This is a genomic window from Streptomyces sp. NPDC002476 (assembly GCF_042889785.1).
GTDB lineage: Bacteria > Actinomycetota > Actinomycetes > Streptomycetales > Streptomycetaceae > Streptomyces.
Genome location: NZ_JBIARH010000011.1, coordinates 87,401 through 112,064 on the forward strand (window position 1 = coordinate 87,401; position 24,664 = coordinate 112,064).

A 24,664-nucleotide genomic window follows, 5' to 3' on the forward strand; every position below is an offset into this window, starting at 1 on the left:
GCAGGCAATACGTGCAGGCGACGCATGCAGGCAATGCGTACAACCTCCTGGTGATCTTGAACGTCCAATGTGCAGGCCGGTTTTCATCGGCCGAATTCGCTGTCCACGTCCCACCTTTGGGGGAGAGAATGAGACCTGACGTCGCCCGGCGCACCACGCGCCTCGGGGCCCGTACCGCCGCCGCAGCGGCCACCGGCCTGCTGACCGCCGGACTGCTCACCGTCGGAGCCGCGGTACCCGCGTCCGCCGACGAGCCGACCGGCCAGACCGACCAGTTGTGGATCAACGCGCCACTCGAACAGACCCTGCCGCTCGGTGGTGGTTCCGACGGTGAGCCGCAGAGCCGTTCGCTGAACATCGGGCTCTCCCACGACAACGACAACTTCGCCGTCACGGACGGCTGGCTCACGGTCGACATCTCCGGCATCGCCGGAGTGGCCGAGGTGACCTGGCCCGACAACTGCACGCCGAGCGGGACGACCGCCGTGTGCGGTGTCCCCGAGGTTCCGGTCATCGGTGACGCCTACAGCCCGCAGGTCCATCTCACGGTGCGGGCCGCCGAGGGCGCGGCGGCCGGGGCGCACGGCCGGATCACCTACGCGGCCGTCGCCACCGGCGGGCCCACCGGCACCCTGGAGGCCCCGCTCGACTCGTTCGACACCACGCTCACCGTCGCCGGCGGGCCGGACCTGTCCCTCGGGAACGTCGCCCCGGTGAAGGGTGCCCAGCCGGGCAGCACGCACACCGTGCCGTTCACGCTCACCAACAAGGGCGACGACCGTTCCGAGGGCTTCACCGTCAGGCTGGTCGGCTCGTACGGGCTCGATCTCATCACCCGGTACCCGGAGTGTGCGTACCGGACCATCGGCGGTGACGACTACGCCCCGATGACCGAGGCCACCTGTACGTTCGACGAGGTCCTCGAACCGGGTGAGTCCTTCGCGCTGCCCGAGCCGATGCGGGTGGCCCTGGCCCCGCACGCGTACGCCGAGCGCCTCGACATCAGCGTCGAGCCCGGCAACGGCGCCGTCGACCTCGCCGACGAGGACAACTACACCGCCGCCCACCTCGGCGCGGTGAACACCGCCGACTTCGAGGCGCGGGGCGCCCGCGTCGCGGGCGCCGCGGGCGAGACCGTCACCGCCGAACTCGGCTTCCGCAACAACGGCCCGGCCTGGATCGCCTACCCCGTCTCCGGCGACCCCGTCGCCCGGGTCGACTTCACCGTCCCCGAGGGCGTCACCGTCACCTCCGTGCCCGAGGAGTGCATAGCGCGCTCCCTGGACGGCATCGACTCCTGGCCGAGCAGTGCCGGCGCTCCGCGTTACGTGTGCAAGCTGCCGTACTGGACTCTGCCGGACACGGCGCACACCCTTGCGTTCAAGCTGCGCATCGACCAGGTCGTTCCCGACGCCACCGGCCCGGTCGTGCTCCGGCCGAGCTTCGGCGACACGCCGTTCCCGTTCGACCCGAACCCGGACAACAACACCGCCCAGCTCGTGGTGAACCCCACCTCCGGGGCCTGACGCACACCACGACGAACAGGTACGGGAGTTGACCGCGCGGGGCGCGGCCGGTCGTCACACCGGTCGCGCCCCGCGTGCGTACCGCCCCGGGCCCGGTGGGCGGGCGGTCAGCGGGAGCGGGCCGTCCTTCGGGCGATCTTCTTCGCGATCTTCGGTGCGTCCAGGGCGATTTCGCGCAGCATGCCGCTGATCGGATTGGTGAACCCGATGAAGTGCAGCCCGGGCGCCCGCTTCGGCGTGCGGCCCCCGCGCACCACCGGGCGGCCCCGGGCGTCCAGCACGCCGAGGTGGCCGACCAGCCCCTCCAGGGACCGTCGGTAGCCGGTCGCCGCGATCACCGCGTCCGGGGTGATCCGGTTCCCGTCGGCCAGCACCACCGTGTCGCCGTCGAACGACTCGACGGCCGCCATCGGCACCACCCGGCCGCGCTTCACCGCGTCGATCAGCCCCACGTCCTGCACCGGAATGGCGCCCTCCCGGACCCGTGAGTACAGCCCGGTGGCCGGGCGCGGCAGCCCGTACGCGGTGAGGTCGGGCACCACCAGCCGGCTCATCAGGCGCGCGGCCGGGTCCACCAGCCACACCGGCAGCCTGCGCACCAGGACGGCCGTCGCCTGTGAGGGCCAGCCGAGCGTCGAGCGGCGCACGATGTGCGGCGCCGTGCGCACCGCGATCCGCACCCGTGACGCCCCGCCCTCCACCAGGTCCACGGCGATCTCGGCGCCCGTGTTGCCGATGCCGGCGACGAGGACGTCCCGGCCCGCGTAGGGCGCGGCGTCGCGGTACTCGGAGGCGTGCGCGAACGTGCCGGTGAAGGTGTCGCGCCCCGGCCATTCGGGGACGCGCGGGGTGTGGTTGAAGCCGGTGGCGACCACGACCGCGCGTCCGGTCAGCATCCGGCCGCCGCTCGCGGCCAGCTGCCAGTCGGAGCCGTCCGGGGCCCGGTCGACGCGGGAGACCTCGACGCCCGTCACCACCTCCAACTCGTGGTGTTCGGCGTACTTCTCCAGATAGCGCACCACGTCGTCCCGGGCCACCCAGCGCCCGAACCGGCGCGGCATCGCCAGACCCGGCAGCGCGGACCGGCGGCGGGTGGTGTGCAGGCGCAGCCGGTCGTAGTGGCCGCGCCAGGACGCCCCGACGTCGCCGGACTTCTCCAGCACCACCGCCCGCACACCGCGTTCGCGCAGGGCCGCGGCGGCGGCCAGGCCGCCCGGACCGCCGCCGATGACGTACACGGGCCGTTCCTCGGTGCGGTCGTCGAGAGCCGGGGCGGAACCAGCCGCGGCGGGGGCGGTGTGCGACATGGTTCTGGAGCGTAATCGCGAAGTTGGTTGATGGGTCTCGGTCAAGCCCGGAATCGATTGCGAATCGGTCACGGGTCGAATCGATCAAGGGAATCAATCGCTCGTGAGGGCCCGCGTCTTGTGCCCGCCACCGGCATCAGGTGAACTGAAGTAAACTGACGCACCGTCAGATCAATTGGGTGGGAGGGCTCATGCAGACGATCTGGCTCGGCGGAGCCGAGTGGCTGGCCGTTCTCCGGGTGGGCCTCGGGCTGTGGTGGCTGGAGAGCTGGCGGCACAAGGACAAGAAGGGCTGGTTCGAGCGGGGTACGGGCATCGCCTGGGCCGCCGACGTGGCGGCCAAACACCGGTGGGGTGCCGTACGCACCGGCTTCCGGCGGATCGTCGCGCCCCGCCCCAAGGCGATGGCCTACGTCGTCGTGTATGCCGAACTCGCCCTCGGGCTGGGTCTGGTCGCCGGATTCCTCACCCCCGTCGCCCTCGTCGGCGGGCTGCTCCTCAACCTTCTCTACCTGGTGCTGATGATCCACGACTGGGCCGAGCAGGGACAGAACGCGATGATGGCGCTCATCTCACTCGTGGCGCTGTTCGCGATGTCCTGGCAGACCTGGTCCCTCGACCACGCGATCGGACTCTTCCTGTGACCGCCACCGGCCCCGCCCCGCGCTTCGACCTTCCCGAACCCGACGCCTTCACCCGCCCCTACTGGGACGCCGCCGCCCGTGGACGGCTGCTGCTGCGCCGCTGCGGTGCGTGCGGGCGTGCCCACCACTATCCGCGCGAGTTCTGTCCGTACTGCTGGAGCGAGGACGTCGTGTGGGAGGGGGCGAGCGGGGACGCCACGCTGTACACCTGGTCGGTCGTCCATCGCAACGACCTGCCGCCGTTCGGCGCCCGGGTTCCGTACACCGCCGCCGTCGTCGACCTGGCCGAGGGGCCGCGGATGATGACGGAGATCGTGGACTGCGCGGAATCGGACCTGGTGATCGGCATGCCGCTGCGGGTGACGTTCCGGCGGGAGCCGGGGCAGGAGGCCGTCGCGGTCTTCCGGCCCTGAGCCGCGATGCGATGCCCGGCGCGCCGGTGTCTCAACGCGTCTCGGCGTCGCGCAGCTTGCGGCGTTCCCGGAAGTTGGGGTGGCGAACGGTCACGCCCCCCATGCCGCACGATCCGGTCAGCCGGAGCAGCGGCGCACCGGGAACCCGTTCGCCCGTGGTCTTGTCCTTCAGCCCGCCGAGGCCGAGGGACAGCTCGTCGGTCTGCACGGTCCAGCCCTGCGGGACGACGATCTTCACGCCCCCCATGCCCCCGCGCACGTCCAGTTCGATCTCACGCCACTGGCAGTCGGCGAGGGTGAAGTCGATCCTGACGCCGCCAGCGCCGCCTTTGGCACGTATCGCCGGGGGCACCTTCCAGCGGCCCGAGCGGGACGCGCCGTGCATGCCTCCGTCGAGGACCAGCGGCTCGCCCGCGGCCACCGCGACGGGCACCAGGTCCTCGGTGAGGGGGGCCAGTTCCGCGCAGGTCTTGGCGGACAGGGCCAGCCCGAGACGGGTGTCCAGCTCGTCGAGGTCGATGCGCCCCTCGGCCGCCGCCTCCCGCAACTGGTCGACCACCGCCTCGCGGTCGGCATCGGAAGCGCGCAGGGGCTTGACGGAACGCGAGGGCTCAGCAGTCATGGGAGCGATGATACGGACGGGCGCGTCACGAGGCGCCCGTCGCGTTCACTCTCGTACCCGTCGCGGTCCCTCACGGCTCGCCACGCATCCCGCAGCTACCCACGGTTCCCTCACAGTCCCGGCGCCCCCCATACCGGGAACCACCGGGCCAGGTCCTTCTCCATCCGCAGGTCGTCCCCGAGTACCGCCCTGATCTGCAGCTCCAGCTGGTTGTCACGCTTCTCGACGCCGTCGGGCGCGGGCGCGAACGGGTAGAACGTGCCGCGTTTGTACAGGTAGACCAGGGCCAACGGGCGATCGTGGTCGTCGCGGAAGCCGATCAGCGAACAGAGCAGCTGCGGCCCGAAGCCGCCGTCCTGAAGCAGGGTGTTGACCGCGTGCAGATCGTTGACCAGGGCCGCCACGTCGTCCGGGGACTGGCGGGCGAGCAGCCAGGTGTAGCCGTACGCGTCCTGGCTGAACTCCACCGGGACACCACCGCGGTCGGTGTCGGCGTCGAGGAGTTCGCGCACGTCCTGCCGTACGCGGGCGAAGGAGCCGCCCTCGACGCCCGCGAAGCAGACCGAGCCGAGGCCGGTGGGCGTGAACCCGGCGCCCGCCTGGAGGGTGAGGGCGGCGGAGGGCACGGCGAAGAGCTGGTCGAGGTCGGGGCGGACCGGTTTGCTGCGGCCCAGGATGGCGTCGAGAAGACCCATGAACGTTCCTTACGGGGTTCTGGTCCTTGGCGAGTCGTGGACGGGGCGGGGCCGGCTCACGGGTGAGCGGGGCGGGGCCGGGTCACGGGCGGGCGAGGTCGGCGGAGATGCGGGCCAGCTGGTCGAGGCGCTGTTCCAGGGTCGGGTGGGAGGAGAGCAGCCGGCTCAGGCTCTCCTTGGACGAGAACGCGGGGACGAAGTAGAAGGCGTTGTACGGCTCCGCCTTGCGCAGGTCCTCGGTCGGGATGCGGGCCATCTGGCCGCTCACCTTCGTGAGGGCGGAGGCGAGGGCCGAGGGGCGGCCGGTCAGCAGGGCGGCGGCCCGGTCGGCGGACAGCTCGCGGTAGCGCGAGAGCAGCCGGGTGAGCAGGAAGCTCAGCACGTACACGACCGCGCTGATCAGCGGGATCAGCAGGACCACGATGCCGAGGGGATCGTTGCTCCGGCTGCTGCGGGAGAGGCCGCCCCACAGGGCGACGCGGGTGATGATCCCGGCGAGCACGCCGAGGAACGAGGCGATCGTCATCACGGCCACGTCGCGGTGGGCCACGTGCGACATCTCGTGCGCGAGCACACCCTCCAGCTCCGGTGGCTCCAGCCTGCGCAGGAGCCCGGTGGTGGCGCAGACCAGGGCCGTCTTCTCGCTGCGGCCCGTGGCGAAGGCGTTCGGTACGTCGCTCCGCGCGATGGCCACGCGCGGTTTCGGCATGTCGGCAAGGGCGCAGATCCGGTCGATGGCGCCGTGCAGCTCGGGCGCCTCCTCGGGCGTCACCTCGTGGGCACCCATGCTGAACGCCGCGATGCGGTCACTGAACCAGAACTGCGCGATGAACATGCCGCCGACCAGGATCAGGATGATCGGCCAGGCACCGCGCAGCACGGCGAGCAGTACGCCGACCAGGACCACGTACAGCAGTCCGATCAGGAACATGGTGCTGACCATGCGGGTGGTCAGCCCGCTGTCCGGGGCGTAACGGGAACGGGTCCGGCTCATAGTCGCCTCCAGTCGCCGTATCGCCTTCCATCTTGCCTCTTTCGCCCGAAAAGCGGGGATAAGTGTGAGAGCGGAGGCGGGCGTGAGGGGGAGGAGATGCGAGAGCGGGGGCACGTGCGGGAGGGGGAGGCCGGGAGTGGGGCTCGACGTGCGCGCTCGGTCCGGCGGCGGGAGAGTGGCCCACGAAGAGAAAATGGATCAGGGAGGGCCCGAGGGACCGCCGGAGGATATTTGGCCGAACATCACCTGGACCCGTTAGATGCCTCGGGCATCTAGTGGGCAGAGATCGGTAGGACTCCCTCCACCCCTGCGAGGTCTGCCATGGCAGTCGCCGAGACCATCCCGTTCCCGCAGAACCGCACCTGCCCCTATCACCCCCCGACCGAATACCGCGACGCGCAGCGCGGCGACCAGCCCGTCTTCCCCGTTCGTCTGTTCGACGGACGCACGGTGTGGATGGTGACGGGACACGCCGAGGCCCGCTCACTCCTGGTGGACCCGAGAGTGTCGTCCGACCGGGAGAACCCCTCGTTCCCGATCTTCGCCGAACGGGTGGCCAAGGCGTCCCTGCGCCGTGTCGAACTGATCGGCGTCGACGACCCGGAACACAACGTCCAGCGCCGGATGCTGATCCCGGGCTTCACGGTCAAGCGGACGGAGGCCCTGCGGCCGCATATCCAGCAGATCGTGGACCGGCTCCTCGACCAGATGATCGAGCAGGGGCCGCCGACCGACCTGATCAGCGACTTCGCACTGCCCGTGCCCTCCATGGTCATCTGCTCGCTCCTCGGCGTGCCCTACTCCGACCACGAGTTCTTCGAGGCGCAGTCGCGCAAGCTGCTGCGCGGTCCCGCGGCGGCCGATGTGGAGGCCGCGAGGGAGTCGCTCGACGACTACTTCCGTGTGCTGATCGATCAGAAGCGCACCGCCCCGGGCGAGGGGCTGCTGGACGAGCTCATCGCGAAGCAGCTGGAGACCGGGGCCGTGGACCACGAACAGCTGGTCCGACTGTCCGAGATCCTGCTCGTGGCCGGCCATGAGACGACAGCCAACATGATCTCGCTCGGTACGTTCACCCTTCTCCAGCATCCCGACCAACTGGCCCGGATGCGCGAGTCGGACGACCTGATGACCTCCGCGGTCGAGGAACTGCTGCGCTTCCTGTCCATCGCCGACGGGATGGCGCGGGTGGCCGTGGCGGACATCGAGGTGGGCGGCGTGACCATCAGGGCGGGCGACGGCATCATCCTGTCCACCTCGGTGATCAACCGCGACGAGAACGTCTACCCCGCGCCGGACGAACTGGACGTCGGCCGGAACGCGCGCAACCACGTCGCGTTCGGATTCGGGGTCCACCAGTGCCTGGGGCAGAACCTGGCCCGGGCCGAACTGGAGATCGCGCTGCGCGAGCTGTTGCGGCGCCTTCCGGGGCTGAGTCTGGCGGTGCCCGCGGACGAGGTTCCGTTCAAGCCGGGCGACACCATTCAGGGGCTGCTCGAACTGCCCGTGACGTGGTGATCCGGTGACCGGGGCCGGATCGCCCGGACCGGCCGGATCGGAAAGGTTTGACGAGATGCAGATCGACATCGACAAGGAGCGGTGCATCGGCGCGGGACAGTGCGCGCTCAACGCACCGAAGGTGTTCACCCAGGACGACGACGGGTTCAGCGAACTGCTGCCCGGCTACGAGGACGCCCTCGAAGGGCCCACGGTCAAGGAGGCCGCCCGCGCCTGCCCGGTGCAGGCGATCACCATCACCTGACCACCACCCCGGTCGCCGGCTGCGACCCGTGGGCCGGTGGGCGTGCGGGGACGTGACACCGAATGGGTCGCGTCCCCGCACGATGTCCACGCGGGCAGTGGTGTCCGCGCGGGCGGGTCGTTCCGCGCGGTCGTGGCGGGCCGTCTGCGGTGGGCCGTGCGTGGTGGGCCGGCGGGGGCGGGCCGTACATGGTCAGGGCCAGAGCAGTTCCCGGTCCCAGGCGTCCTCCCGCCTGACGTAGCGCAGCCGTACGTGCCGTCGTCCGGCGTTTCCCTGGAAGAACTCGACCGCCCGGGGCTCGACCACGTACCGCGTCCAGCTCACGACCTCCGCGTCCGGCTCCGCCCGGGCCCGCTCCCAGGCCAGGTCGGAGGCGCGGTTGAGTTCGTCGTACGAGCCCAGCACCTCGCTCTGCCGTCCGACCAGCGCCGACGCCAGCGCCCCGGTCGAGCGGGCGTGCAGATCGGCCCGGCTCTCGGCGGGCGAGCAGGCGGTCACCGGCCCCCGGACCCGTACCTGTCGGCCCTGGGCGGGCCAGTAGAAGCCGAGAGCGGCGTGCGGGTGTGCGGTGAGCTGGTGGCCCTTCGCGCTGGTGCGGTGGCTGGCGAAGTGCCAGCCGCGCTCGTCCGCGTCGTGCAGCATCACCGTCCGCACGTCGGGCCGCCCCTCGGCGTCGACAGTGGCCAGCGACATCGTGTGCGGCTCGGTCTGCCCGGCCGCCACGGCCTCGGCGAACCACGCGTGGAAGAGCGGAAGCGGGGCGGCGGGGGCGGCGTCCGGCGCGAAGGCCGGGAGGTCGATGTCCCAGACGCGCTGGGCGTGCAGCAGATCGAGGAAGCTCTGCCGCGTGTCGGACTTCTGTACGTCACTCATGGCCCCCATTGCAGCGCATGGCCGCTCGCCGTGTTCCCGTCCGGTCCCGTCCTGTGTTCCCGTCCGGTCCCGTCCTGTGTTCCCGTGCGTCTCTACGTCCCTCCATCCGTGCCTCCGGCCCGGCCCCGTCCGTGTCTTCGCCCCGGGCCTCGTGCGCCGGCCGCCTCAGCCCCGCCCCAGCACCACCGTCCCCGACGAACAGAACCAGCCGCCCGTCCCCGACGCCACCGCCAGTTCCGGCAGTCCGCCGCCCCTCCTGCGCACCTGGCGCGCGCCCGCCTCCCCGCGCAGCTGCCGTACCGCCTCCACCAGCAGGAACAGCCCGCGCATCCCGGGGTGGCAGGCGGACAGCCCGCCACCGTCCGTGTTGACCGGCAGCTCGCCGGTCAGGCCGGTCCGGCCCTTCTCCACGAACGCGCCGCCCTCGCCCTTCGCGCAGAACCCCAGGTCCTCCAGCGTCACCAGCGTCATGTAGGTGAACGCGTCGTAGATCTCCGCGAGATCGATGTCCGACGGCCGCACCCCGGCCCGCTCGAACGCCAGCCGGCCCGAGACCGCCGCCGGGGAGACCGTGAAGTCGTCCCACTCGGACATGGCGGAGTGCGAGATGTGCTCGCCCGTGCCGAGGACCCATACGGGGTCCTTCGCCGTGTCCGGTACGTGGTCCTCGGCTGCCAGCAGCACCGCGCAGCCGCCGTCGCTGCGGATGCAGCAGTGCAGCTTGGTGAACGGGTCCGCGATCACCGGCCCCGACAGCACGTCGTCCACGGTGATCGGGTCACGGAACATCGCGTCCGGGTTGGCCGCGGCGTTCGCCCGGGCCTGGACCGCCACCTCGGCGAGCTGTTCCAGGGTCGTCCCGTACTCGTGCATGTGGCGGCGGGCGGCCATCGCGTACTTCGCGATCAGCGAGTGCCCGTACGGCACCTCGAACTGGAGCGGACCGCGCGCCCCGAAGGAGAGGTTGGAGGTCCGGCGCCCCGCCTTGATGTCCGCCCGGGCCGTCGACCCGTAGACCAGCAGTACGGCATCGGCGTGACCCGCGGCGACGGCGTCCGCCGCGTGGGCCGCCATCACCTCCCAGGTCGAGCCGCCCACCGCGGTGGAATCCACCCATCTGGGCTTCAGCCCCAGATACTCGGCGACTTCGACCGGGGCGAGCGCGCCGAGCCCGGCGGAGGCGAAACCGTCGACCACGGACCGGTCCAGGCCCGAATCGGCCAGTGCCCGACGTGCGGCCTGGGCGTGCAGGGCGTACGGCGTGGCGTCGTCGACGCGTCCGCAGTCCGCGAGCGATATGCCGACGACGGCGACCTTGCGGTGGGAAGCAGGCATGAATCTGACGGTACATCAGATCTGCTTCGGGCGGACCGCCGCGTACGTCGTCGTCGCCCGGGCCGGCCGGCTGGGGCGCCCCGCGGCCGACCGGGTGTGCCGCCGTGCGGGCCGGTCGCCCGGGTCGCCCCGTCGGTGATGCGGGCGGCCCCGCCGGTCGCGTGACCGCCCCGGTTGCGCGGCTCTGGGCATCTCGGCGGAGCGCCTCTAATATGACGGGCCGTCAGATCGGCGGCCGGGGCCGCCGAGGGGAAGGAGCCCGACGATGGACGCCGCCTTCACCGCGGAGCAGGACGCGATCCGCCGCACCCTGCGGGAACTGCTTGCCGAGCACGCCGGATCGGACGGAATCCGGAGCGCCGTACGCACCGCCGACGGATACGACACGGCCCTGTGGCGCCGCCTCGCCCGGGACCTCGGGCTGCCCGGACTCGCCCTCCCGCAGGAGTACGGGGGCGTCGGCTGCGGCCTCGTCGAACTCGCCGTCGCCTGTGAGGAGACCGGGCGGGTCCTGCTGCCGTCGCCGCTGATCGCCACCGCCGCCCTGGCCGCGCCCCTGATCGCCGCACTCGGCACCGAGGCCCAGCGCGCCGCCCTGCTGCCGAGCCTCGCCGCGGGCGGGCTGACCGCGGCCCTCGCCGTCCCCGGCGACTCGCTCCCCGCCGCGCTCGGCCTCACCGGCGACCCGACCGGTGGCGCCTGGGCGGGCGGCGGCCGGGCGGGCGGCATCCAGGCCGTACCGGACGCCGACGGGGCGGGCTGGCGGCTGTACGGGGAGGCCACGCGGGTCCTCGACGGGCACAGCGCGGGACTCCTCGTGGTCGCCGCCCACGCCGGAGGCTTCCCGCGCAGCCGTACGCTCCTCTTCCTGGTCCACCCGGACGGGGCGGCCGGTGTCGTCCGGGTCCGTCGCACCACCCTGGACGAGACCCGCCCGCTGGCCCGCGTCGAACTGCGGGACGCCGGTGCCGAGCTCCTGGGCGCGGACCACACCGCGGACGTGACCGACGCACTCGCCTCGGCCGGCCCCCCGCTCGCCGCCCTGCTCGCGGCGGAGGCGGTGGGGGCGGCGACGAGCGCACTGGAGCGGACCGTCGAGTACGTCGGGACGCGCGAACAGTTCGGCCGGGCGATCGGCTCCTTCCAGGCCGTGAAGCACCGTCTCGCGGACCTGTACGTACGGGTACGGGCCGCCCGTTCCGCGGCGTACTACGCGGCCTGGGACCCGGCCGCCGCAGGGGGCCTCGCCCTCGCCCAGGCGCTGGAGGCCCTGCGGACCACCGCGGCCGAGACCGTGCAACTGCACGGCGGGATCGGGTTCACCTGGGAACACGACGCCCACCTGTACTTCAAGCGGGCCGCCGCGGACGAACTGCTCTTCGGGCCCGTCCACGGGCTTCGCGCCCATGCGGCGGAGCTGGCCGGACTGTTCGCGCCTCCTGGCGGCGCACGTCCCGGCGGCATGCGTCCGGGCGGCGCACGCCCCGACGAAGTCCATTCCGACAGCGCGCGCCCCGGCGCCTTACGTCCGGGCGGCGTCTGCCATGGCGGCGAACATCCCGACAGTGCACGGGCGGCCGGGCGGGTGGCCGTCTGATGGCGTCCGGTTTCCGGCTGATCCAGAAGGTCTCCGCCACCCGCGCCTTCGCGAGGATCGCCCCGCACGTCATCCCGGCCATGGACCGGGCGGTGCACCGGCTCACGCGCGGCAAGGTGCTGCTCAGTGCCCGGATGCTGCCGGGGCTGGTGCTCACGGTGCCGGGCGCGAGGAGCGGGCTGCCCAGGACCACTCCGCTGGCCTGCATGCCGGAGGGCGGGGCGGCCGTGCCCGGGGACGGGACACCCCGGAGCTGGATCCTGGTCGGCAGCAACTTCGGCCGCCCGGGGCATCCGGCCTGGACCGCGAACCTGCTGGCCGGTCCCGACAAGGCCGTCATCAACTGGAACGGGCGCGACATCCCCGTACGCGCCAGGCTGCTGAAGGGTGCGGAGCGGGAGACGGCGTGGCGGGCGGCGCTGAGGTTCTGGCCTCCGTACGCGTCCTACCAGGCGCGGATCGAGCGGGAGATCCGGCTCTTCAGGCTGGAACAGTCGGGTGACGCGACGGGCTGACGGAGCGAACCGGCGGGGCCGGCCGTCCGGCGGGGCCGTGGGGCGTGCGACGAGCCGGTGATGCGTGCCGGGGTACCTGGGAAGCCCCGGATGCGCCGACGGCGGACCACGATGTGGTCCGCCGTCGGCGAGACAGGACCTGGGGCGCCCGGACCGGCCGGACGGTGCCCAGTGGGGGAAGTGAGGGGGACCCGGCGCGGGACTACCTCGTCGGTTTCTTGCCGGTGATGCCCAGATGCACCAACAGTGCCAGGTTCGGCTTGAGTTCGGCCTGCTTCACGCCCCAGGTCGTGAAGCCCTTCTGGTGAGAGGCGACCGCGGCCAGCATCGCGACGATCGAGCCGGCCATCGCGGCGGCGCTGACGTCCTTGTCGACCTTGCCACGGGCCTGGAGGTCCTTCACCGCCTCCGTGAGGGAGTTGGTCACCGAATTGAGGATCTTCATGCGGATCTTGTAGAAGCGTTTGTCGCCCTCGGCCGCCCCGAGGTCGACCACGCGCAGGATCGCGTCATGATGTCGCCAGAAGTCGAGGAACCCATCGACGAGCTCTTCGGCGGTCTGCCAGCCGGCCTTGCCGACCCAGGAGCGACCGGCGACCAATTCGGTCAATCCGGCGCCCTCTTTGGCCATTTCCTCGGCGATTTCGAGGACGGCGCCCTCGACATCGGGGAAGTACTGGTAGAAGGTCGCGGGTGAAGTCCCCGCCCTACGGGCCACGTCGATGACCTTGACGTCCCGGTACGGCGAGGAACTGAGCATCTCGCTGAGGCAGTCGAGCAGCTTCTGCCGCGTCGCCTGTCCGCGTCGACCGGCCACGCGGCCGTCGACGGTGCGTACTTGTCCTGTCATGCCGTCAGCTTACCGAGGGGTGATCCGAGCGCGATTCGGCCGACTGCAAATGGGGAGCCCCGCAGGTGCGCCGGGGGGTGTGGCCGAAAAGTGACGCATGGGCCCCGCAGGTAGACAAGTCCTATCAACAGCCTGTGGATAACTTCGGTGGATAACTTTCTGTGACGCCGCGGATATCGAACTTTCCTTCGAAGGGTGAGCTCGGTGTGGTCACCCGGGGCGCGGCGCGCGCCACTCGCGGTTACGTTTCCTGTGACGAGCGTCACCGATGTGAACCGTGAGCCATCGCGGACAGGCCGAACGCGACCGCGAACGGCCGGGGTGGTCGAGAGCGGTCGGGGGCAACGGTGTGAACACGGAAGGACCGGGCCATGGCCGCATTCGCGCGATCCGCGCCGTGCTGGGTGGATGTGCAGCTTCCCGACCTCGAAGCGGGCAAGCGCTTCTACGGCGAGCTGTTCGGCTGGACCTTCCGGTCCGGCGAGGGCCCGTACGCGGACGCGTTCAGCGGCGGCAGGCTGGTCGCCGCGCTCGTCGCCAAGCAGGACGGCCGCATGCCCACCGCCTGGGGGATCTATTTCGCGACCGAGGACGCCGCCGCGTCCGTCGCCCGGATCAGGGAGGCGGGCGGCACGGTGATCACCGATCCCGTATGGGCCGGCCGTGCGGGGGTGGTCGCCCAGGCGGCCGACCCCGGTGGGGCGGTGTTCGGGCTGTGGCAGGCCGGTGAGCGCGAGGGCTTCGAGAAGCGGAACGAACCCGTCTCGTTCTGCTGGACCGAGGTCCACACCCGGCAGCGGGACCGCGTCGACGCCTTCTACGAGGAGGTCTTCGGCTTCCAGGGCATCGATCTCGGCACCTCCGATGCCTCCGGCGCCCCCGGTGCGGGCGGCTCCGGATCCGCCGAGCCCGGAGCGACCGGAAGCGGATCCGCCGAACCCGATGCGACCGAGCGGGGATCCGCCGCCTTCGGCCCCGACTTCCGTATGTGGTCCCCGGCGGGCACCGAACCGGGGCCCGACACCGCGATCGGCGGCCGCAGCGTCATCACCGACGCCTTCCCCGCCGAACTGCCCAGTTACTTCCTCGTCTGCTTCGCCGTCGAGGACTGCAACTCCACCGCAGGTCACGCCGTACGCCTCGGCGGTCGCATCACCGCGCCGCCCTTCGACATCCCGTACGGACGGATGGCGGTGCTCCAGGACGATCAGGGCGCCGTGTTCGCCGTGCTTCAGCCCGTTGTGTCCGGGAAGCGGGCGGAGTGACCTGTGACACCCCGGTCCGCCCCCGGGTTCGCAACCGGGGGCTCAGCCAGGAACAATCGGGGTGCGCACCGCCGGGTGGTGCCCAGTGGTGAGACGCCGCACAAGGCGGGTTTTCGCGGGCTTCCGTTTCTGGAGGTCCGTACGGGGAGGTGGCAGGGCAAGTGGTGGAGCAGCTGACGCAGCACGACCCGAGGCGGATCGGCCCGTTCGAGGTGCTGGGACGGCTCGGGGCCGGCGGCATGGGGCTGGTCTATCTCGCACGCTCGGCTTCGGGCCGGCGGGTGGCGATCAAGACGGTGCGTACGGAGCTCGCCGAGGACCAGCTGTTCCGGGTCCGCTTCACGCGTGAGGTGGAGGCCGCCCGGGCCGTCAGCGGCTTCTACACGGCCGCGGTCGTGGACGCCGACCCGCGGGCCGCCGTGCCGTGGCTCGCCACCGCCTATGTGCCCGCTCCCTCGCTCGAAGAGATCGTGAACGAGTGCGGTCCCATGCCGGTGCAGGCGGTGCGCTGGCTGGCCGCCGGGATCGCCGAGGCGCTCCAGTCGATCCACGGCGCCGGGCTCGTCCACCGCGACATGAAGCCGTCGAACGTGCTCGTCGTCGAGGACGGCCCCCGGGTGATCGACTTCGGGATCGCGTCGGGCGTCTCCAACACCCGGCTGACCATGACGAACGTCGCCGTCGGCACCCCCGCGTACATGTCGCCCGAGCAGGCCAGGGACTCGCGCAGCGTCACCGGCGCCAGCGACATCTTCTCGCTCGGCTCGACCCTGGTCTTCGCCGCCACCGGCCACGCGCCGTTTCACGGGGGCAACCCCGTGGAGACGGTCTTCATGCTGCTGCGCGAGGGCCCTGATCTGGAGGGGCTGCCGGAGGAGCTGCGTCCGCTGATCGAGTCCTGCATGCAGATGGACTCCGCCCTGCGCCCCAGCCCCGCCGATCTCCAGGCCCAGCTCGCTCCGCACCTCTTCGCCTCCGGCGGTGACGACAGCGGTACGGCCTCGGCCTGGCTGCCGTCCGCCGCCACCGCGATGATCGAGCAACGCCGGGGCGGTCGCAAGCCCGCTTCCCACGTGCCCGCCCCCGGGCCCGGCACCGCGCCACCGGCACCTGCTCCCGGGCCCGCGCCCGCTCCGGCCCCGGTGCCTCCGCCGCCCCAGCAGCCGCCGGCCGCCGGTCCGCCCCCCGCGTGGCACGGCGGCGACGCGGATCCGCGTCCGGCCGCCCCGGCCCAGCTGCCCGACGGCGGCGGTCCGGTCCGGCTGCCCGGCACCCAGGTGCCGATCGGCCCCGGTCCGCGTGCCCAGGGCGTGCGGGCCGCCGCCACGGCCGCCACGGACGCCGGTCCCGCGACCGGCTGGGTGCGCCCGCCCGCGGGGGTGAACGGTGCGGCCGCCACCGGCGCCGCCGGGGTGAACGGAGGCGCCCCGCCCGCCCCGCTGCCCGCGCCGACGCACGCCCCCGACGCGCCGCCCCCGGGCCCCGAACGCTGGCGGCCCTGGCGCTTCCGGATGTCGAACGACGTCTGGGGCACCCCCGTCGTCGTCGGGGACCTCCTCTACGTCACCTCGTTCGAGGTGCACGCCCTGGACATCGGCAACGGGCGGCGCCAGTTCAAGACCCGGGACGTGGCTTGGGCGATGGCCGTCGAGGGCGGCAGGATCCACGCCTCCGACGGGCCGTCGCTGTACGCCCTGGACGCCACGACCGGCGCCGAGCAGTGGCGGCTGCAGACCGACGCCTGGGTGTACTCCCTGAAGGCCGAGCGCGGCACCGTCGTCACCGGCACCCGGGGCGGCGGCGTCCAGGCGTGGGAGGCGTCCACGGGCGAGAAGCTGTGGGAGGCCGTGGGCGTACAGACCGACTTCGAGTCGCAGGACGCGGGGCCCGCGCTCCACGACGGCACGGTCTTCCTCTGGCAGGACGCCCGGCTGCGCGCCGTCGACGCGCGCACCGGCATCGAGCGCTGGGCGTACCCCATCGGCGACGCGGCCTCCTGCGGCGGTGTGCCGGTCCGGGTGACCCCGGCGTCGGACGGTTTCGTGTACATCAGCGCCGGTGCCCGGGTGCTGGCCGTAGACCTCGTGTCCGGCCACGTCCGCTGGCACTTCGAGTCGCCCGCGGTGTTCCTCTCCCCGCCCGCGTTCGCGCCCGGCCCCGCAGTCACCGGAGGCGGCGTGTACCTCGCGGACTACCTCGGCACGGTGTACGCGCTCGACGCCTCCACCGGCAAGGACCGCTGGCGGATCGCCACGGAGTCCCGGCAGTCGGCCGAGCCGGTCCTGGTGACGGCGGGGAACGTCCATGTCGGCAGTGGCAGCGCGCTGTACACGCTCGACGCGGTCACCGGCACCCCGAAGTGGCGGTTCGCGGCGGGCGGAGAGGTGGTGGGCGCGCCCGTGGTCGCCGACGGCCGGGTGCACTTCGGCTCCGCCGACCACGTCCTCTACACCCTGGACGCGGCGGGCGGACAGCTCCGCTGGAAGCTGGCGACGGGAGGCGAGATCACCGGTTCCCCGGTGGCGCGGGGCGGTGTCGTGTACGCGTGCAGCAAGGACCGCTGCGTGTACGCGCTGGACGCGCTGAAGGGAACGGGCACGGGCAGCCGCGCCCGCACGTAGGCCCTGTCCTCGAACTGCCGCCCGCCGCCTGCCGGGCGTCGCACGACACGCTCACTCGCCGCGTTGTCGGCCAGCGCGCATGGGGTTACGGCGTCATGGGATCAGGGCGTCAGGACGCCACGCGGTCACGGCTCCCAGGATCCCGCCCCGGGGCGCCCGGGACCGTCGTCCGGCCGGCCCCCGTGCCCCGGGCCCTCGTCCGGCCCGGTGTGCCCGGGCCCTTCGTCCGGCCCGGGACGTGGCCCCGGTCCCGGCTCCGGCCCCGGCCGCTCGTACGGCCCCGTTCCCGGCTTCGGCCCCGGTCCCGGCTTCGGCCCCGTTCCCGGCCGCTCGTACGGGTTCGGCCCGGTGTACGGGTGCGGCTCGGGCTCCGGGAGCGTGCTCGTCTGCACGGACGGCCCCGGCTCCTGCGTCGGCGGCCAGGTGTCCGGGTGCTCCGAACCGGGCGCCGCGTACGGCTGGGCGTACCCCTCGTGCACGGGGTGCCGCCGACCGGGCTGCCACCCGCCCTCGCGCCGTTCACCACCGCGCCGCCGCCCCGGCATCAGGGCCGCGCCCAGCAGGGTCAGCACCCCGCCCGCCGCCGCGCCGGCCACGCCCCACCGCAGCCCGGAACCGTTGCTCGCGATCCCCAGACTGCCCAGCACCTGCCCCTGGCGCACCATCCACAGCACGGTGAACCCGAGCACCAGCGCACCCGCCACCGCCACCAGCGACCGCGAACGCAGCACCACGCCGATCACCGTCAGCAGGGCCGTGAAGAGGAAGAACAGAAAGATCGAGCTCAGCAGGCCCGGTCGGGCGGAGGTGATCCCGGTGAACGGATCCAGGATTCGGTACTGACGCCCGAGGCGTCCGTCGTACCAATGACGGTAGGGGCTCAGCACGGTGACGGCCGCACCGGCCAGGGCGAGAACCGAACCGGGGACGTCGCGGATCATCGTCGGCCTCCTGCCTGCGCACGCACGGACCGGTGCCGCGGGCCGGTACGGGCCCGGCCCTGCGAACCGGTGTCGCGTGCCGGCGTCACAGGTCCGTGTCACGGATCGGCACCACTCCCGGCCTCGACGCTACGCCCGCCCCACGGGCCTCGCCACCGTGCGCTAACGTGACGCGATTGTTCGATGCACAACAACTCGGAGCGGGCAACCGCACGGGGGCCGTCCGGGACGCCATGGGCCGTCCGGGATGTGGATGGCGCCATCCGGGACGCAACGGACGACGACACAGGACGACGATCAAGGGGGGCTGCATCGATGATGCGGCGGCACATCAGACTCTCGGCGGCACTACTCGTGGTGGTGCTCGCACTCACCGGCTTCACCACCGGCCGGGGCCACTCCGGCAAGAGCAGGAGCGGCGGATCGAGCAGCAGCGGTGGCGGCTGCTCCAGCTCCGAGAAGAGCAACGACGACTACCGCCACAGCGACTACGACAGCAGCGGCGACAACGACGACTACGACTACGGGTCGTCGAGCAGTTCCTCCGGCGGCACGGCCCCGTCGCCGTCCGCCTCGGACGCGGCCGACGCGTACGTGTTCCGGTGTGCCCAGCCCCGCAAGGGCAAGCGCAAGGCCGTCACCACCGCCACCGTCAGGCTCACGGCGAACGCCGCCGGTCCGCACACCTACGAGGTCGACGTGACCTTCCTCGACGCGATGGGCAACACCGTCGACACCGGTGAGGCGCGGGTGAAGGCCGAGGGCGGGGACGCCAGGACCGTGTCCGTGCGCATGGACAACCCGCGCAAGGTCTCCAGGGTGAAGAAGTGCCGTGTCGAGGCGGAACTGACCTACTGAGCCGTCCGGCCACCGGGCCGTCCGGCACTCGCCCACAGGCCACCGGACCGTCCGGCCACCGTGCCACCGGGGTCCCGGACCACGGAGCCACCGGGCCGCCGCCCTCACCGCGGCCGGAAGCCGCCGTTCTTCCCGCCCACGCCCCGCCCCCGGAAGAGCTCGGACTGCCGCTCCGGCGGCAGGTTCCCGAGCGCGATCAGGTGCGGGGCGTGGGCCATGGCCTGCGTCCTGGCCGCCTCCTTCGCGGACCACACCGCCCGTACCGTCCCCTGCACCGCCTCCGTCGGGTACGAGGCGATGACCCCCGCGGCGCTCAGCGCCGCCGCCACCGCGTCGCCCGGTGCCGTCACCTCGCTGACCAGCCCGGTCTCGTACGCCCGCCGGGCCGTGACCCGTTCCGCCGTCCCCATCAGGGACATCCGGGCCACCTCCCCGAACGGCATCCGCTGCGCCATGGCGATCGCCTCGTACGCGCTGACCATGCCGTACGTGGTGTGCGGGTCGAAGAACGTCGCCTCCTGCGACGCCACGACGAACTCCGCCTCGCCCAGCAGATAGAACGCCCCGCCGCAGGCCATTCCCTCCACGGCCGCGATCACCGGCTTCCACAGGTCGTTCGCCTTCGGCCCGATCGTGAGCAGCGGATCGTCGATGGTGTACGGGGACGAGGGCTGCGGGACGTGTGCCGACCGGTCGATTCCCGTGCAGAACGCCCGGTCGCCCGCGCCGGTGAGGACGACCGCCCGCACCCCGTCGTCGTACCGGAACGCCCGCCAGACGGAGGCCAGTTCGGCGGCCGTCGCCAGGTCGATCGCGTTCAGTTTCTCCGGCCGGTCCAGGGTGACGAGCGCGACGCCGGTCTCCTCGTCCTTCTCCGTGCGCAGGGTCATCGCCGCCGTCCCCTCACCGCTCCAGCAGCCAGCGCACCAGGGCGGTTCCGGAGGCATCCGGACAGAACACCGCCCGCACCGGCGCCCCGATCCGCAGCCGCCCCGGATCGACCGAGTCCAGCGGGGCGTCGGGACCGCTCACCACATTCCCGACCAGCCGGATCCCGGGCGCGTCGGCCAGTTCGACCACGACGGCGTTGTACGGCGCCTGCGCGGCGTACGCGGGCAGCAGCGGCGGGTGCGGCAGCACGTACGACCAGATCCGGCCGCGCCCGCTCATCGCCCGCCACTCGCTCTCGAAGGACCGGCAGTGCGGGCAGCACGGCCGGGGCGGGAAACGGAGCTTCCCGCACTCCGGGGCGGCACACGCCTGGACCCGGAGTTCACCGCGGGCCGCGTACTCCCAGAAGGGGGCGCCGTCGTCGTCCACGACGGGCGTCAGCAGCGCGTCATCCATGTCGGCTCTCCAATTCTTCGATTCCCCGGTTCCCCGATTTCTCAGTCCCGCAGTCCCGCAGTCCCGCAGTCCCTCGGTTCTTCAGTTCCTCAGCAGTACGGCGGACGTGGGCACGCCCTCGCCGGCGGTGACCAGGCACGTCCCGGCGTCCGGGACCTGGGCCGTGGAGGTGCCGCGCAGCTGCTTCACGCCCTCGTTGATCAGGTTGAAGCCGTGCACGTACGCCTCGCTGAGCCCGCCGCCCCCGGTGTTGAGGGGCAGCCGCCCGCCGCTCTCCAGCGCCCCGCCCTCGGTGAACGCGGCGCCCTCGCCGCGCCCGCAGAAGCCGTAGCCCTCCAGCGACAAGGGGATGAGCGGGGTGAAGGCGTCGTAGATCTGCGCGACGTCCACGTCCTGCGGGCCGAGGTCGGCCTGTTTCCACAGCTGTCGGGCGGCCGTCCACGCGGGGCCCGAGAGCGGGTCGTCGTTCCAGTAGTTGACCATCCCGTGGTGCTGCGCGGGCAGGCCCTGCGCGACGGAGTGGATGTAGACGGGCCGGCGCCGGCAGTCCCTGGCCCGCTCCGCGGAGACGATGACGCAGGCCAGTGCCCCGTCCGTCTCCAGGCAGTTGTCGAAGAGGCAGAGCGGTTCACTGATCCAGCGCGAGGTCATATACATCTCGCGGGTCAGCGGGCGCTCGTACATCATCGCGTCCGGGTTCTGGTTGGCGCGGTTGCGGCAGGCGAGGGCCACGTTGAAGAGGTGGTCGCGGGTCGCCCCGTACTCGTGCATGTAGCGCCGGGCCAGCATCCCGATCTCGTCGGCCGGTCGCAACAGTCCGTACGGCCGGGTCCATTGGGCGGGCGTGGGCAGTTGCGCGGTGGTGTTCTTCCACGGGCGGGGGCCCGAGCCCCGCTTCCGCGACCGCCAGGCCACCCCGACGCTCGCCTGCCCGGTCGCCACCGCGGCGGCCAGATGCGCGACCGTGGCGCACGAACCCCCGCCCCCGTAGCCCACCTTGCTGAAGAAGGTCACGTCGCCCGCGCCGATCGCCTTGGCGATTTCGACCTCGTCGGTCTCCTCCATCGTGTACGAGGCGAAGGCGTCCACCTCCGAGGCGTCGATCCCGGCGTCGTCGAGCGCCGCGACGATGGCCCGGCAGGCCAACGTCTTCTCGGACTCCGGCAGTTGTCTCGCGAACCGCGTCTGACCTATGCCGGCTATCGCCGTCCTGTCCTTGAGTGCCGTCACCGCCACCTCCGAGACCGTCCTGACCGCTGACAGCGGCAGAGGCTACAGCTAATCTGACGGATAGTCAGCTACTCGTGGCCGACTGCGCTGCGATCGGCCACCACGTCGATCGGCCACCGCGTCGATCGGCCACTGCGTCAGGAGGGCGAGCGATGCGCGGCGACGAGGAGTGGGGCAGCGTCCCGGGACTGGTGCGCGCGGCGGCGCGGCGGTACGGGGGCCGGGAGGCGGTCGTCGAGGGCCGGACCCGGATCTCGTACGCCGAACTCGGCGAACGCGTCGAGCGGGCCGCCGCCGCGTGCATGGCCGCGGGCGTCGAGCCGGGGGACCGGGTCGCGGTGTGGGCCCCGAACACCCTGGACTGGATCGTCTCCGCGCTCGGCGCCGTCACCGCCGGAGCGGTCCTCGTCCCCCTCAACACGCGCTTCAAGGGCACGGAGGCGGCGTACGTCCTGCGTCGCAGCCGGGCGAGAATCCTCTTCGTCACCGGCACCTTCCTCGGCACCTCGTACGTGGCGTCGCTGCGCCGGGCCGACGTACCGCTCCCGCACCTGGAGCGGGTGGTGGTGCTGGCGGACAGCGCCCCCGACGACTACCTCGCCTGGAAGGACTTCCTGGCGGCGGGGGAGGGGGTCGGATCCGCGGCGGTCCGGGCCCGCGCCGACGCGATCGCCCCCACCGACCCCTCCGACATCATCTACACCTCGGGTACCACCGGCCGGCCCAAGGGCGCCGTCATCACCCACGCCCAGACCCTGCGCTGCTACGCGATCTGGAGCGAGCTGGCGGGCCTGCGCGAGGGCGACCGCTATCTGATCGTGAACCCCTTCTTCCACACCTTCGGATACAAGGCGGGGGTGCTCGCCTGCCTGATGCGCGGGGCGACGATGGTGCCGCAGCCGGTGTTCAACGTGGACACGGTCCTGGCCAACGTGGCCGCCGAACGCATCTCGGTGCTGCCCGGTCCGCCCACCCTGCACCAGTCCCTGCTCGACCATCCGGCCCGGGGCACCCACGACCTCTCCGCGCTGCGCCTGGTGGTGACGGGCGCGGCGGTGGTGCCGCTGCGGCTGGTGGAGCGCCTGCGCACCGGGCTGGGTGTGGCGACGGTCCTCACGGCGTACGGCCTCTCCGAGGCGAGCGGCATCGTCACGATGTGCCGCCGGGGCGACCCGCCGGAGACGATCGCCTCGACGTCGGGCCGGGCGATCCCGGGCACGGAGATCCGTGTCCTGGCCGAGCCGGGCGCCCCCGGCGAGGTCCTGGTGCGCGGCTTCAACGTGATGGCGGGCTACTTCGAGGACCCGGAGACCACCGCGGCGACGATCACCCCGGACGGCTGGCTGCACACCGGCGACGTGGGCGTCCTCGACGAGCACGGCAACCTCCGGATCACCGACCGGATCAAGGACATGTTCATCGTCGGCGGCTTCAACGCGTACCCCGCCGAGATAGAGCAGATCCTCGGCCTGCACCCGGACGTCGCCGACGTGGCCGTCATCGGCGTCCCGGACCCCCGACTGGGCGAGGTCGGGCGGGCATACGTGGTCCGCAGGCCGGGGGCCACCGCCACGGCCGACGACCTGATCGCCTGGTCGCGCCGCGAGATGGCGAACTACAAGGTCCCCAGGTCGGTGGAGTTCGTCCCCGCCCTGCCGCGCAACGCGAGCGGCAAGGTCCTGAAGGGGGAGCTGCGGGGGCGGGCGGACGAGCCGGGGAGCCCGACGGGCGCCTGACCGCCCGCCGCATGCGTCAACACGGGGGCATGGAGATCGTTCGTCCAGGTGAAAGGGGCGGTCGCGTCGCCCGGAGCGAGAGTATGGTGCCTGGTATGGCTACCAAGAAGTACACGGTCACCCTGCCGGAGGAGCTGGCGGAGGAGATCCGCCGCGAGGTCGGCCCCGGCGCGTTCAGCGCGTACGTCACGCATGCCATGGAGCGGCAGCGCGAGCGCGACCGGCTGGGGGAGCTGGTGGGGCGGCTGGAGGGCGAGTACGGACCGGTGACGGACGCCGATCTCGCCGCGGCCGAGGCCGAGCGGCACGAGATCGAGCAGTGGTTCGACGAGCGCGACGCCGACACGGAGCCCCGCCGGCGTGCGGCCTGATGTCCGAGACCTCTTATGTGCTGGACTGCGAGGCGTTCTCCCGGACGGCGCTCGGAAACGCGGAGATGCGGGCCCGCCTCAAGGACGCGCACCGTACCGGCATCCGCGTGGTGACCAGCTCGATGACGCTGATCGAGGCGTATCACGGCAAGATCCGGAAGCCCGTCTGGGACTGGGCGATGTCCGGCATCGTCGTCGAGCCCGTCACGAAGGACGTCGCCGACGAAGCGATCAGGCTGCTGCGCGCCACGGGGCTGCACGGCCACAAGTACGCCGTCGACGCGGCGCTCGCGGTGATCGCGGGGCGTCAGGCGGGCCGGGTTGTGGTCTTCACCTCGGACGAGGACGACATGGGCAAGCTGTGCGCGGCGGACGTACTGGTCCGGGGGCTGTAGGGCTTGTGTCGAAAGTCCCGTCTGGCCGGGGCGTCCGGCACTTCCTGGGCCTGTCTCGCCTGTCTGCTGTTGCCCAATCCGGGCGGGCCTGCCCGGATCCATGTCCCTGTCAGCCGGCCGCCGAAGGGGCCCGATCAGCGGTCGTTCGGGGCCCCAGGATCGCCACGGGCCCTGTCACCCCGAGCGCGAACAGGACCAGGACCGCGCGGCTATGAAGCGCTGGGCATGTCGCAGTCGGCCGTGTCCCGCCTGGAGAAGCGCGGTACGGGTACCTACAGCACGAGCGCCCTGGCTGCGGCGGCTGCACACCTGGAGATCCCGCCGTCACTCGTCGGTCTCTCCAGCGGCCTCCCCCAGGAGCATGCGAGAGACGACGACGATATGCACCGAAGAACCGTCCTCGGCGGCCTCGCGCACGCCGGGGCCGCGCGGAACGCGGAGAGGGGCACGAACCATCGGTTCGTGCCCCTCTTTCGGCTTCGTTCCGGGGACGTGCCACAGCCGCGACGGCTCCCCCTCCGTGCCGCCGCGGCCCCGTCGAATGAGGTTCAGGCTTTCTCGGAACCCGCGTGGTTCTCCTGCGTCTTGAGGAGGTCCTTCGGCGTGCTGCCGGCGTGGTTTTCCAGAGTCGTGATGTCTTCGCTCACGCTGCCGGCATGGTTCTCCAGCGGCTTGACGGAGCCGCTGCCGTTGCCCGGGCTGCCGGCGTGGTTCTCCTGCGTGGTCGCGGCACCGGTCTTCGGCTTCAGTGCGTCGCTCATGCCTGT

General features: G+C 72.2%; 26 protein-coding genes. 14 read left to right on the forward strand and 12 right to left on the reverse strand.

Going from position 1 to position 24,664, the window contains the following annotated elements:
- Positions 1 to 128: 128 nt before the first annotated feature.
- A complete protein-coding gene (locus tag ACFYXM_RS15655) occupies positions 129 to 1,526 on the forward strand; it encodes a hypothetical protein (RefSeq protein WP_389289616.1) in 1,398 nt (465 codons plus the stop codon).
- A 107-nt stretch (positions 1,527 to 1,633) separates the two neighbouring features.
- Here ACFYXM_RS15655 and ACFYXM_RS15660 read toward each other — a convergent pair whose 3' ends face one another.
- Positions 1,634 to 2,833, reverse strand: a complete 1,200-nt coding sequence (locus ACFYXM_RS15660) for a flavin-containing monooxygenase (RefSeq protein WP_389289617.1) — start codon at positions 2,831 to 2,833, stop codon at positions 1,634 to 1,636.
- 191 nt (positions 2,834 to 3,024) lie between these two features.
- On the opposite strand from ACFYXM_RS15660, the gene ACFYXM_RS15665 reads away from it, so the two are divergent.
- Positions 3,025 to 3,477, forward strand: coding sequence for a DoxX family protein (locus ACFYXM_RS15665; protein ID WP_389289619.1), 453 nt, complete (start codon positions 3,025 to 3,027; stop codon positions 3,475 to 3,477).
- On the forward strand, positions 3,474 to 3,890 hold the full coding sequence (locus ACFYXM_RS15670) for a Zn-ribbon domain-containing OB-fold protein (protein WP_389289621.1): 417 nt from the start codon (positions 3,474 to 3,476) through the stop codon (positions 3,888 to 3,890). The genes ACFYXM_RS15665 and ACFYXM_RS15670 overlap by 4 nt, the downstream gene beginning before the upstream one ends.
- Positions 3,891 to 3,921: 31 nt before the next feature.
- On the opposite strand, the gene ACFYXM_RS15675 is transcribed toward ACFYXM_RS15670, so the two are convergent.
- The 3 genes from ACFYXM_RS15675 to htpX form a co-directional block, all read right to left on the reverse strand.
- Positions 3,922 to 4,512 (reverse strand): DUF1707 domain-containing protein, encoded by a 591-nt coding sequence (locus ACFYXM_RS15675; RefSeq protein ID WP_389289623.1) that lies wholly within the window; start codon positions 4,510 to 4,512, stop codon positions 3,922 to 3,924.
- Positions 4,513 to 4,622: 110 nt separating this feature from the next.
- Entirely contained in the window at positions 4,623 to 5,207 is a 585-nt protein-coding gene (locus tag ACFYXM_RS15680) for a hypothetical protein (RefSeq protein WP_389289625.1), read from the reverse strand.
- A gap of 82 nt (positions 5,208 to 5,289) precedes the next feature.
- The gene (htpX, locus tag ACFYXM_RS15685) at positions 5,290 to 6,201 is read right to left on the reverse strand and encodes a zinc metalloprotease HtpX (RefSeq protein ID WP_389289627.1); all 912 of its coding nucleotides are present in this window, start codon (positions 6,199 to 6,201) and stop codon (positions 5,290 to 5,292) included.
- Between the two features lie 321 nt (positions 6,202 to 6,522).
- Between htpX and ACFYXM_RS15690 the strand changes: the two genes are divergently transcribed.
- Positions 6,523 to 7,719 carry a cytochrome P450 gene (locus ACFYXM_RS15690; protein ID WP_389289629.1) on the forward strand — a complete coding sequence of 399 codons (1,197 nt, stop codon included), beginning with the start codon at positions 6,523 to 6,525 and terminating at the stop codon, positions 7,717 to 7,719.
- Positions 7,720 to 7,774: 55 nt separating this feature from the next.
- Positions 7,775 to 7,963: a ferredoxin gene (locus ACFYXM_RS15695; RefSeq protein ID WP_389289631.1), complete on the forward strand. Its 189-nt coding sequence runs from the start codon at positions 7,775 to 7,777 to the stop codon at positions 7,961 to 7,963.
- Between the two features lie 192 nt (positions 7,964 to 8,155).
- Here ACFYXM_RS15695 and ACFYXM_RS15700 read toward each other — a convergent pair whose 3' ends face one another.
- Positions 8,156 to 8,836, reverse strand: a complete 681-nt coding sequence (locus ACFYXM_RS15700) for a pyridoxal 5'-phosphate synthase (protein WP_389289633.1) — start codon at positions 8,834 to 8,836, stop codon at positions 8,156 to 8,158.
- Between the two features lie 165 nt (positions 8,837 to 9,001).
- Positions 9,002 to 10,171, reverse strand: a complete 1,170-nt coding sequence (locus ACFYXM_RS15705; RefSeq protein ID WP_389289634.1) for an acetyl-CoA acetyltransferase — start codon at positions 10,169 to 10,171, stop codon at positions 9,002 to 9,004.
- Between ACFYXM_RS15705 and ACFYXM_RS15710 the strand changes: the two genes are divergently transcribed.
- The 3 genes from ACFYXM_RS15710 to ACFYXM_RS15720 all read left to right on the forward strand — a co-directional run bounded on the left by ACFYXM_RS15710 (position 10,170) and on the right by ACFYXM_RS15720 (position 12,283).
- The gene (locus ACFYXM_RS15710) at positions 10,170 to 10,310 is read left to right on the forward strand and encodes a hypothetical protein (protein WP_389289636.1); all 141 of its coding nucleotides are present in this window, start codon (positions 10,170 to 10,172) and stop codon (positions 10,308 to 10,310) included. The genes ACFYXM_RS15705 and ACFYXM_RS15710 overlap by 2 nt on opposite strands.
- A 126-nt stretch (positions 10,311 to 10,436) precedes the next feature.
- Complete coding sequence (locus tag ACFYXM_RS15715; RefSeq protein ID WP_389289637.1) at positions 10,437 to 11,768, forward strand: acyl-CoA dehydrogenase family protein; 1,332 nt, start codon at positions 10,437 to 10,439, stop codon at positions 11,766 to 11,768.
- Entirely contained in the window at positions 11,768 to 12,283 is a 516-nt protein-coding gene (locus ACFYXM_RS15720; RefSeq protein WP_389289638.1) for a nitroreductase family deazaflavin-dependent oxidoreductase, read from the forward strand. The genes ACFYXM_RS15715 and ACFYXM_RS15720 overlap by 1 nt, the downstream gene beginning before the upstream one ends.
- 202 nt (positions 12,284 to 12,485) lie before the next feature.
- On the opposite strand, the gene ACFYXM_RS15725 is transcribed toward ACFYXM_RS15720, so the two are convergent.
- Positions 12,486 to 13,133, reverse strand: a complete 648-nt coding sequence (locus ACFYXM_RS15725; RefSeq protein ID WP_389289639.1) for a TetR family transcriptional regulator — start codon at positions 13,131 to 13,133, stop codon at positions 12,486 to 12,488.
- Between the two features lie 371 nt (positions 13,134 to 13,504).
- Between ACFYXM_RS15725 and ACFYXM_RS15730 the strand changes: the two genes are divergently transcribed.
- The gene (locus tag ACFYXM_RS15730) at positions 13,505 to 14,398 is read left to right on the forward strand and encodes a VOC family protein (RefSeq protein WP_389289641.1); all 894 of its coding nucleotides are present in this window, start codon (positions 13,505 to 13,507) and stop codon (positions 14,396 to 14,398) included.
- Positions 14,399 to 14,562: 164 nt separating this feature from the next.
- Complete coding sequence (locus tag ACFYXM_RS15735; RefSeq protein WP_389289807.1) at positions 14,563 to 17,019, forward strand: PQQ-binding-like beta-propeller repeat protein; 2,457 nt, start codon at positions 14,563 to 14,565, stop codon at positions 17,017 to 17,019.
- Positions 17,020 to 17,144: 125 nt separating this feature from the next.
- On the opposite strand, the gene ACFYXM_RS15740 is transcribed toward ACFYXM_RS15735, so the two are convergent.
- The gene (locus ACFYXM_RS15740) at positions 17,145 to 17,960 is read right to left on the reverse strand and encodes a hypothetical protein (protein ID WP_389289642.1); all 816 of its coding nucleotides are present in this window, start codon (positions 17,958 to 17,960) and stop codon (positions 17,145 to 17,147) included.
- Between the two features lie 315 nt (positions 17,961 to 18,275).
- Here ACFYXM_RS15740 and ACFYXM_RS15745 point away from each other — a divergent pair, with 315 nt between their 5' ends.
- Positions 18,276 to 18,818, forward strand: a complete 543-nt coding sequence (locus ACFYXM_RS15745; protein ID WP_389289644.1) for a hypothetical protein — start codon at positions 18,276 to 18,278, stop codon at positions 18,816 to 18,818.
- Between the two features lie 104 nt (positions 18,819 to 18,922).
- Here ACFYXM_RS15745 and ACFYXM_RS15750 read toward each other — a convergent pair whose 3' ends face one another.
- From ACFYXM_RS15750 to ACFYXM_RS15760, 3 genes are all read right to left on the reverse strand, one after another.
- On the reverse strand, positions 18,923 to 19,708 hold the full coding sequence (locus tag ACFYXM_RS15750) for an enoyl-CoA hydratase/isomerase family protein (protein WP_389289645.1): 786 nt from the start codon (positions 19,706 to 19,708) through the stop codon (positions 18,923 to 18,925).
- 13 nt (positions 19,709 to 19,721) lie between these two features.
- Positions 19,722 to 20,165 carry a Zn-ribbon domain-containing OB-fold protein gene (locus ACFYXM_RS15755; RefSeq protein ID WP_389289647.1) on the reverse strand — a complete coding sequence of 148 codons (444 nt, stop codon included), beginning with the start codon at positions 20,163 to 20,165 and terminating at the stop codon, positions 19,722 to 19,724.
- An 81-nt stretch (positions 20,166 to 20,246) separates the two neighbouring features.
- On the reverse strand, positions 20,247 to 21,395 hold the full coding sequence (locus ACFYXM_RS15760; RefSeq protein WP_389289649.1) for a lipid-transfer protein: 1,149 nt from the start codon (positions 21,393 to 21,395) through the stop codon (positions 20,247 to 20,249).
- A gap of 152 nt (positions 21,396 to 21,547) precedes the next feature.
- On the opposite strand from ACFYXM_RS15760, the gene ACFYXM_RS15765 reads away from it, so the two are divergent.
- The 3 genes from ACFYXM_RS15765 (at position 21,548) to ACFYXM_RS15775 (ending at position 23,897) form a co-directional block, all read left to right on the forward strand.
- Positions 21,548 to 23,131, forward strand: coding sequence for a FadD3 family acyl-CoA ligase (locus tag ACFYXM_RS15765; RefSeq protein ID WP_389289651.1), 1,584 nt, complete (start codon positions 21,548 to 21,550; stop codon positions 23,129 to 23,131).
- Positions 23,132 to 23,226: 95 nt separating this feature from the next.
- Positions 23,227 to 23,502, forward strand: coding sequence for a hypothetical protein (locus ACFYXM_RS15770; RefSeq protein ID WP_389289653.1), 276 nt, complete (start codon positions 23,227 to 23,229; stop codon positions 23,500 to 23,502).
- Positions 23,502 to 23,897 (forward strand): hypothetical protein, encoded by a 396-nt coding sequence (locus ACFYXM_RS15775; protein WP_389289654.1) that lies wholly within the window; start codon positions 23,502 to 23,504, stop codon positions 23,895 to 23,897. The genes ACFYXM_RS15770 and ACFYXM_RS15775 overlap by 1 nt, the downstream gene beginning before the upstream one ends.
- 548 nt (positions 23,898 to 24,445) lie before the next feature.
- Here the strand turns inward: ACFYXM_RS15775 and ACFYXM_RS15780 are convergent.
- Entirely contained in the window at positions 24,446 to 24,658 is a 213-nt protein-coding gene (locus ACFYXM_RS15780) for a hypothetical protein (protein WP_389289656.1), read from the reverse strand.
- Between the last annotated feature and the right edge of the window lie 6 nt (positions 24,659 to 24,664).

Bases quoted from the DNA above. Each gene is read 5' to 3' on its own strand.
- ACFYXM_RS15655 (WP_389289616.1), top strand. From the start codon at position 129: ATGAGACCTGACGTCGCCCGGCGCACCACGCGCCTCGGGGCCCGTACC.
- ACFYXM_RS15660 (WP_389289617.1), bottom strand. From the start codon at position 2,833: ATGTCGCACACCGCCCCCGCCGCGGCTGGTTCCGCCCCGGCTCTCGAC.
- ACFYXM_RS15665 (WP_389289619.1), top strand. From the start codon at position 3,025: ATGCAGACGATCTGGCTCGGCGGAGCCGAGTGGCTGGCCGTTCTCCGG.
- ACFYXM_RS15675 (WP_389289623.1), bottom strand. From the start codon at position 4,512: ATGACTGCTGAGCCCTCGCGTTCCGTCAAGCCCCTGCGCGCTTCCGAT.
- ACFYXM_RS15680 (WP_389289625.1), bottom strand. From the start codon at position 5,207: ATGGGTCTTCTCGACGCCATCCTGGGCCGCAGCAAACCGGTCCGCCCC.
- htpX (WP_389289627.1), bottom strand. From the start codon at position 6,201: ATGAGCCGGACCCGTTCCCGTTACGCCCCGGACAGCGGGCTGACCACC.
- ACFYXM_RS15690 (WP_389289629.1), top strand. From the start codon at position 6,523: ATGGCAGTCGCCGAGACCATCCCGTTCCCGCAGAACCGCACCTGCCCC.
- ACFYXM_RS15695 (WP_389289631.1), top strand. From the start codon at position 7,775: ATGCAGATCGACATCGACAAGGAGCGGTGCATCGGCGCGGGACAGTGC.
- ACFYXM_RS15700 (WP_389289633.1), bottom strand. From the start codon at position 8,836: ATGAGTGACGTACAGAAGTCCGACACGCGGCAGAGCTTCCTCGATCTG.
- ACFYXM_RS15710 (WP_389289636.1), top strand. From the start codon at position 10,170: ATGAATCTGACGGTACATCAGATCTGCTTCGGGCGGACCGCCGCGTAC.
- ACFYXM_RS15705 (WP_389289634.1), bottom strand. From the start codon at position 10,171: ATGCCTGCTTCCCACCGCAAGGTCGCCGTCGTCGGCATATCGCTCGCG.
- ACFYXM_RS15715 (WP_389289637.1), top strand. From the start codon at position 10,437: ATGGACGCCGCCTTCACCGCGGAGCAGGACGCGATCCGCCGCACCCTG.
- ACFYXM_RS15720 (WP_389289638.1), top strand. From the start codon at position 11,768: ATGGCGTCCGGTTTCCGGCTGATCCAGAAGGTCTCCGCCACCCGCGCC.
- ACFYXM_RS15725 (WP_389289639.1), bottom strand. From the start codon at position 13,133: ATGACAGGACAAGTACGCACCGTCGACGGCCGCGTGGCCGGTCGACGC.
- ACFYXM_RS15730 (WP_389289641.1), top strand. From the start codon at position 13,505: ATGGCCGCATTCGCGCGATCCGCGCCGTGCTGGGTGGATGTGCAGCTT.
- ACFYXM_RS15740 (WP_389289642.1), bottom strand. From the start codon at position 17,960: ATGATCCGCGACGTCCCCGGTTCGGTTCTCGCCCTGGCCGGTGCGGCC.
- ACFYXM_RS15745 (WP_389289644.1), top strand. From the start codon at position 18,276: ATGATGCGGCGGCACATCAGACTCTCGGCGGCACTACTCGTGGTGGTG.
- ACFYXM_RS15750 (WP_389289645.1), bottom strand. From the start codon at position 19,708: ATGACCCTGCGCACGGAGAAGGACGAGGAGACCGGCGTCGCGCTCGTC.
- ACFYXM_RS15755 (WP_389289647.1), bottom strand. From the start codon at position 20,165: ATGGATGACGCGCTGCTGACGCCCGTCGTGGACGACGACGGCGCCCCC.
- ACFYXM_RS15765 (WP_389289651.1), top strand. From the start codon at position 21,548: ATGCGCGGCGACGAGGAGTGGGGCAGCGTCCCGGGACTGGTGCGCGCG.
- ACFYXM_RS15770 (WP_389289653.1), top strand. From the start codon at position 23,227: ATGGCTACCAAGAAGTACACGGTCACCCTGCCGGAGGAGCTGGCGGAG.
- ACFYXM_RS15775 (WP_389289654.1), top strand. From the start codon at position 23,502: ATGTCCGAGACCTCTTATGTGCTGGACTGCGAGGCGTTCTCCCGGACG.
- ACFYXM_RS15780 (WP_389289656.1), bottom strand. From the start codon at position 24,658: ATGAGCGACGCACTGAAGCCGAAGACCGGTGCCGCGACCACGCAGGAG.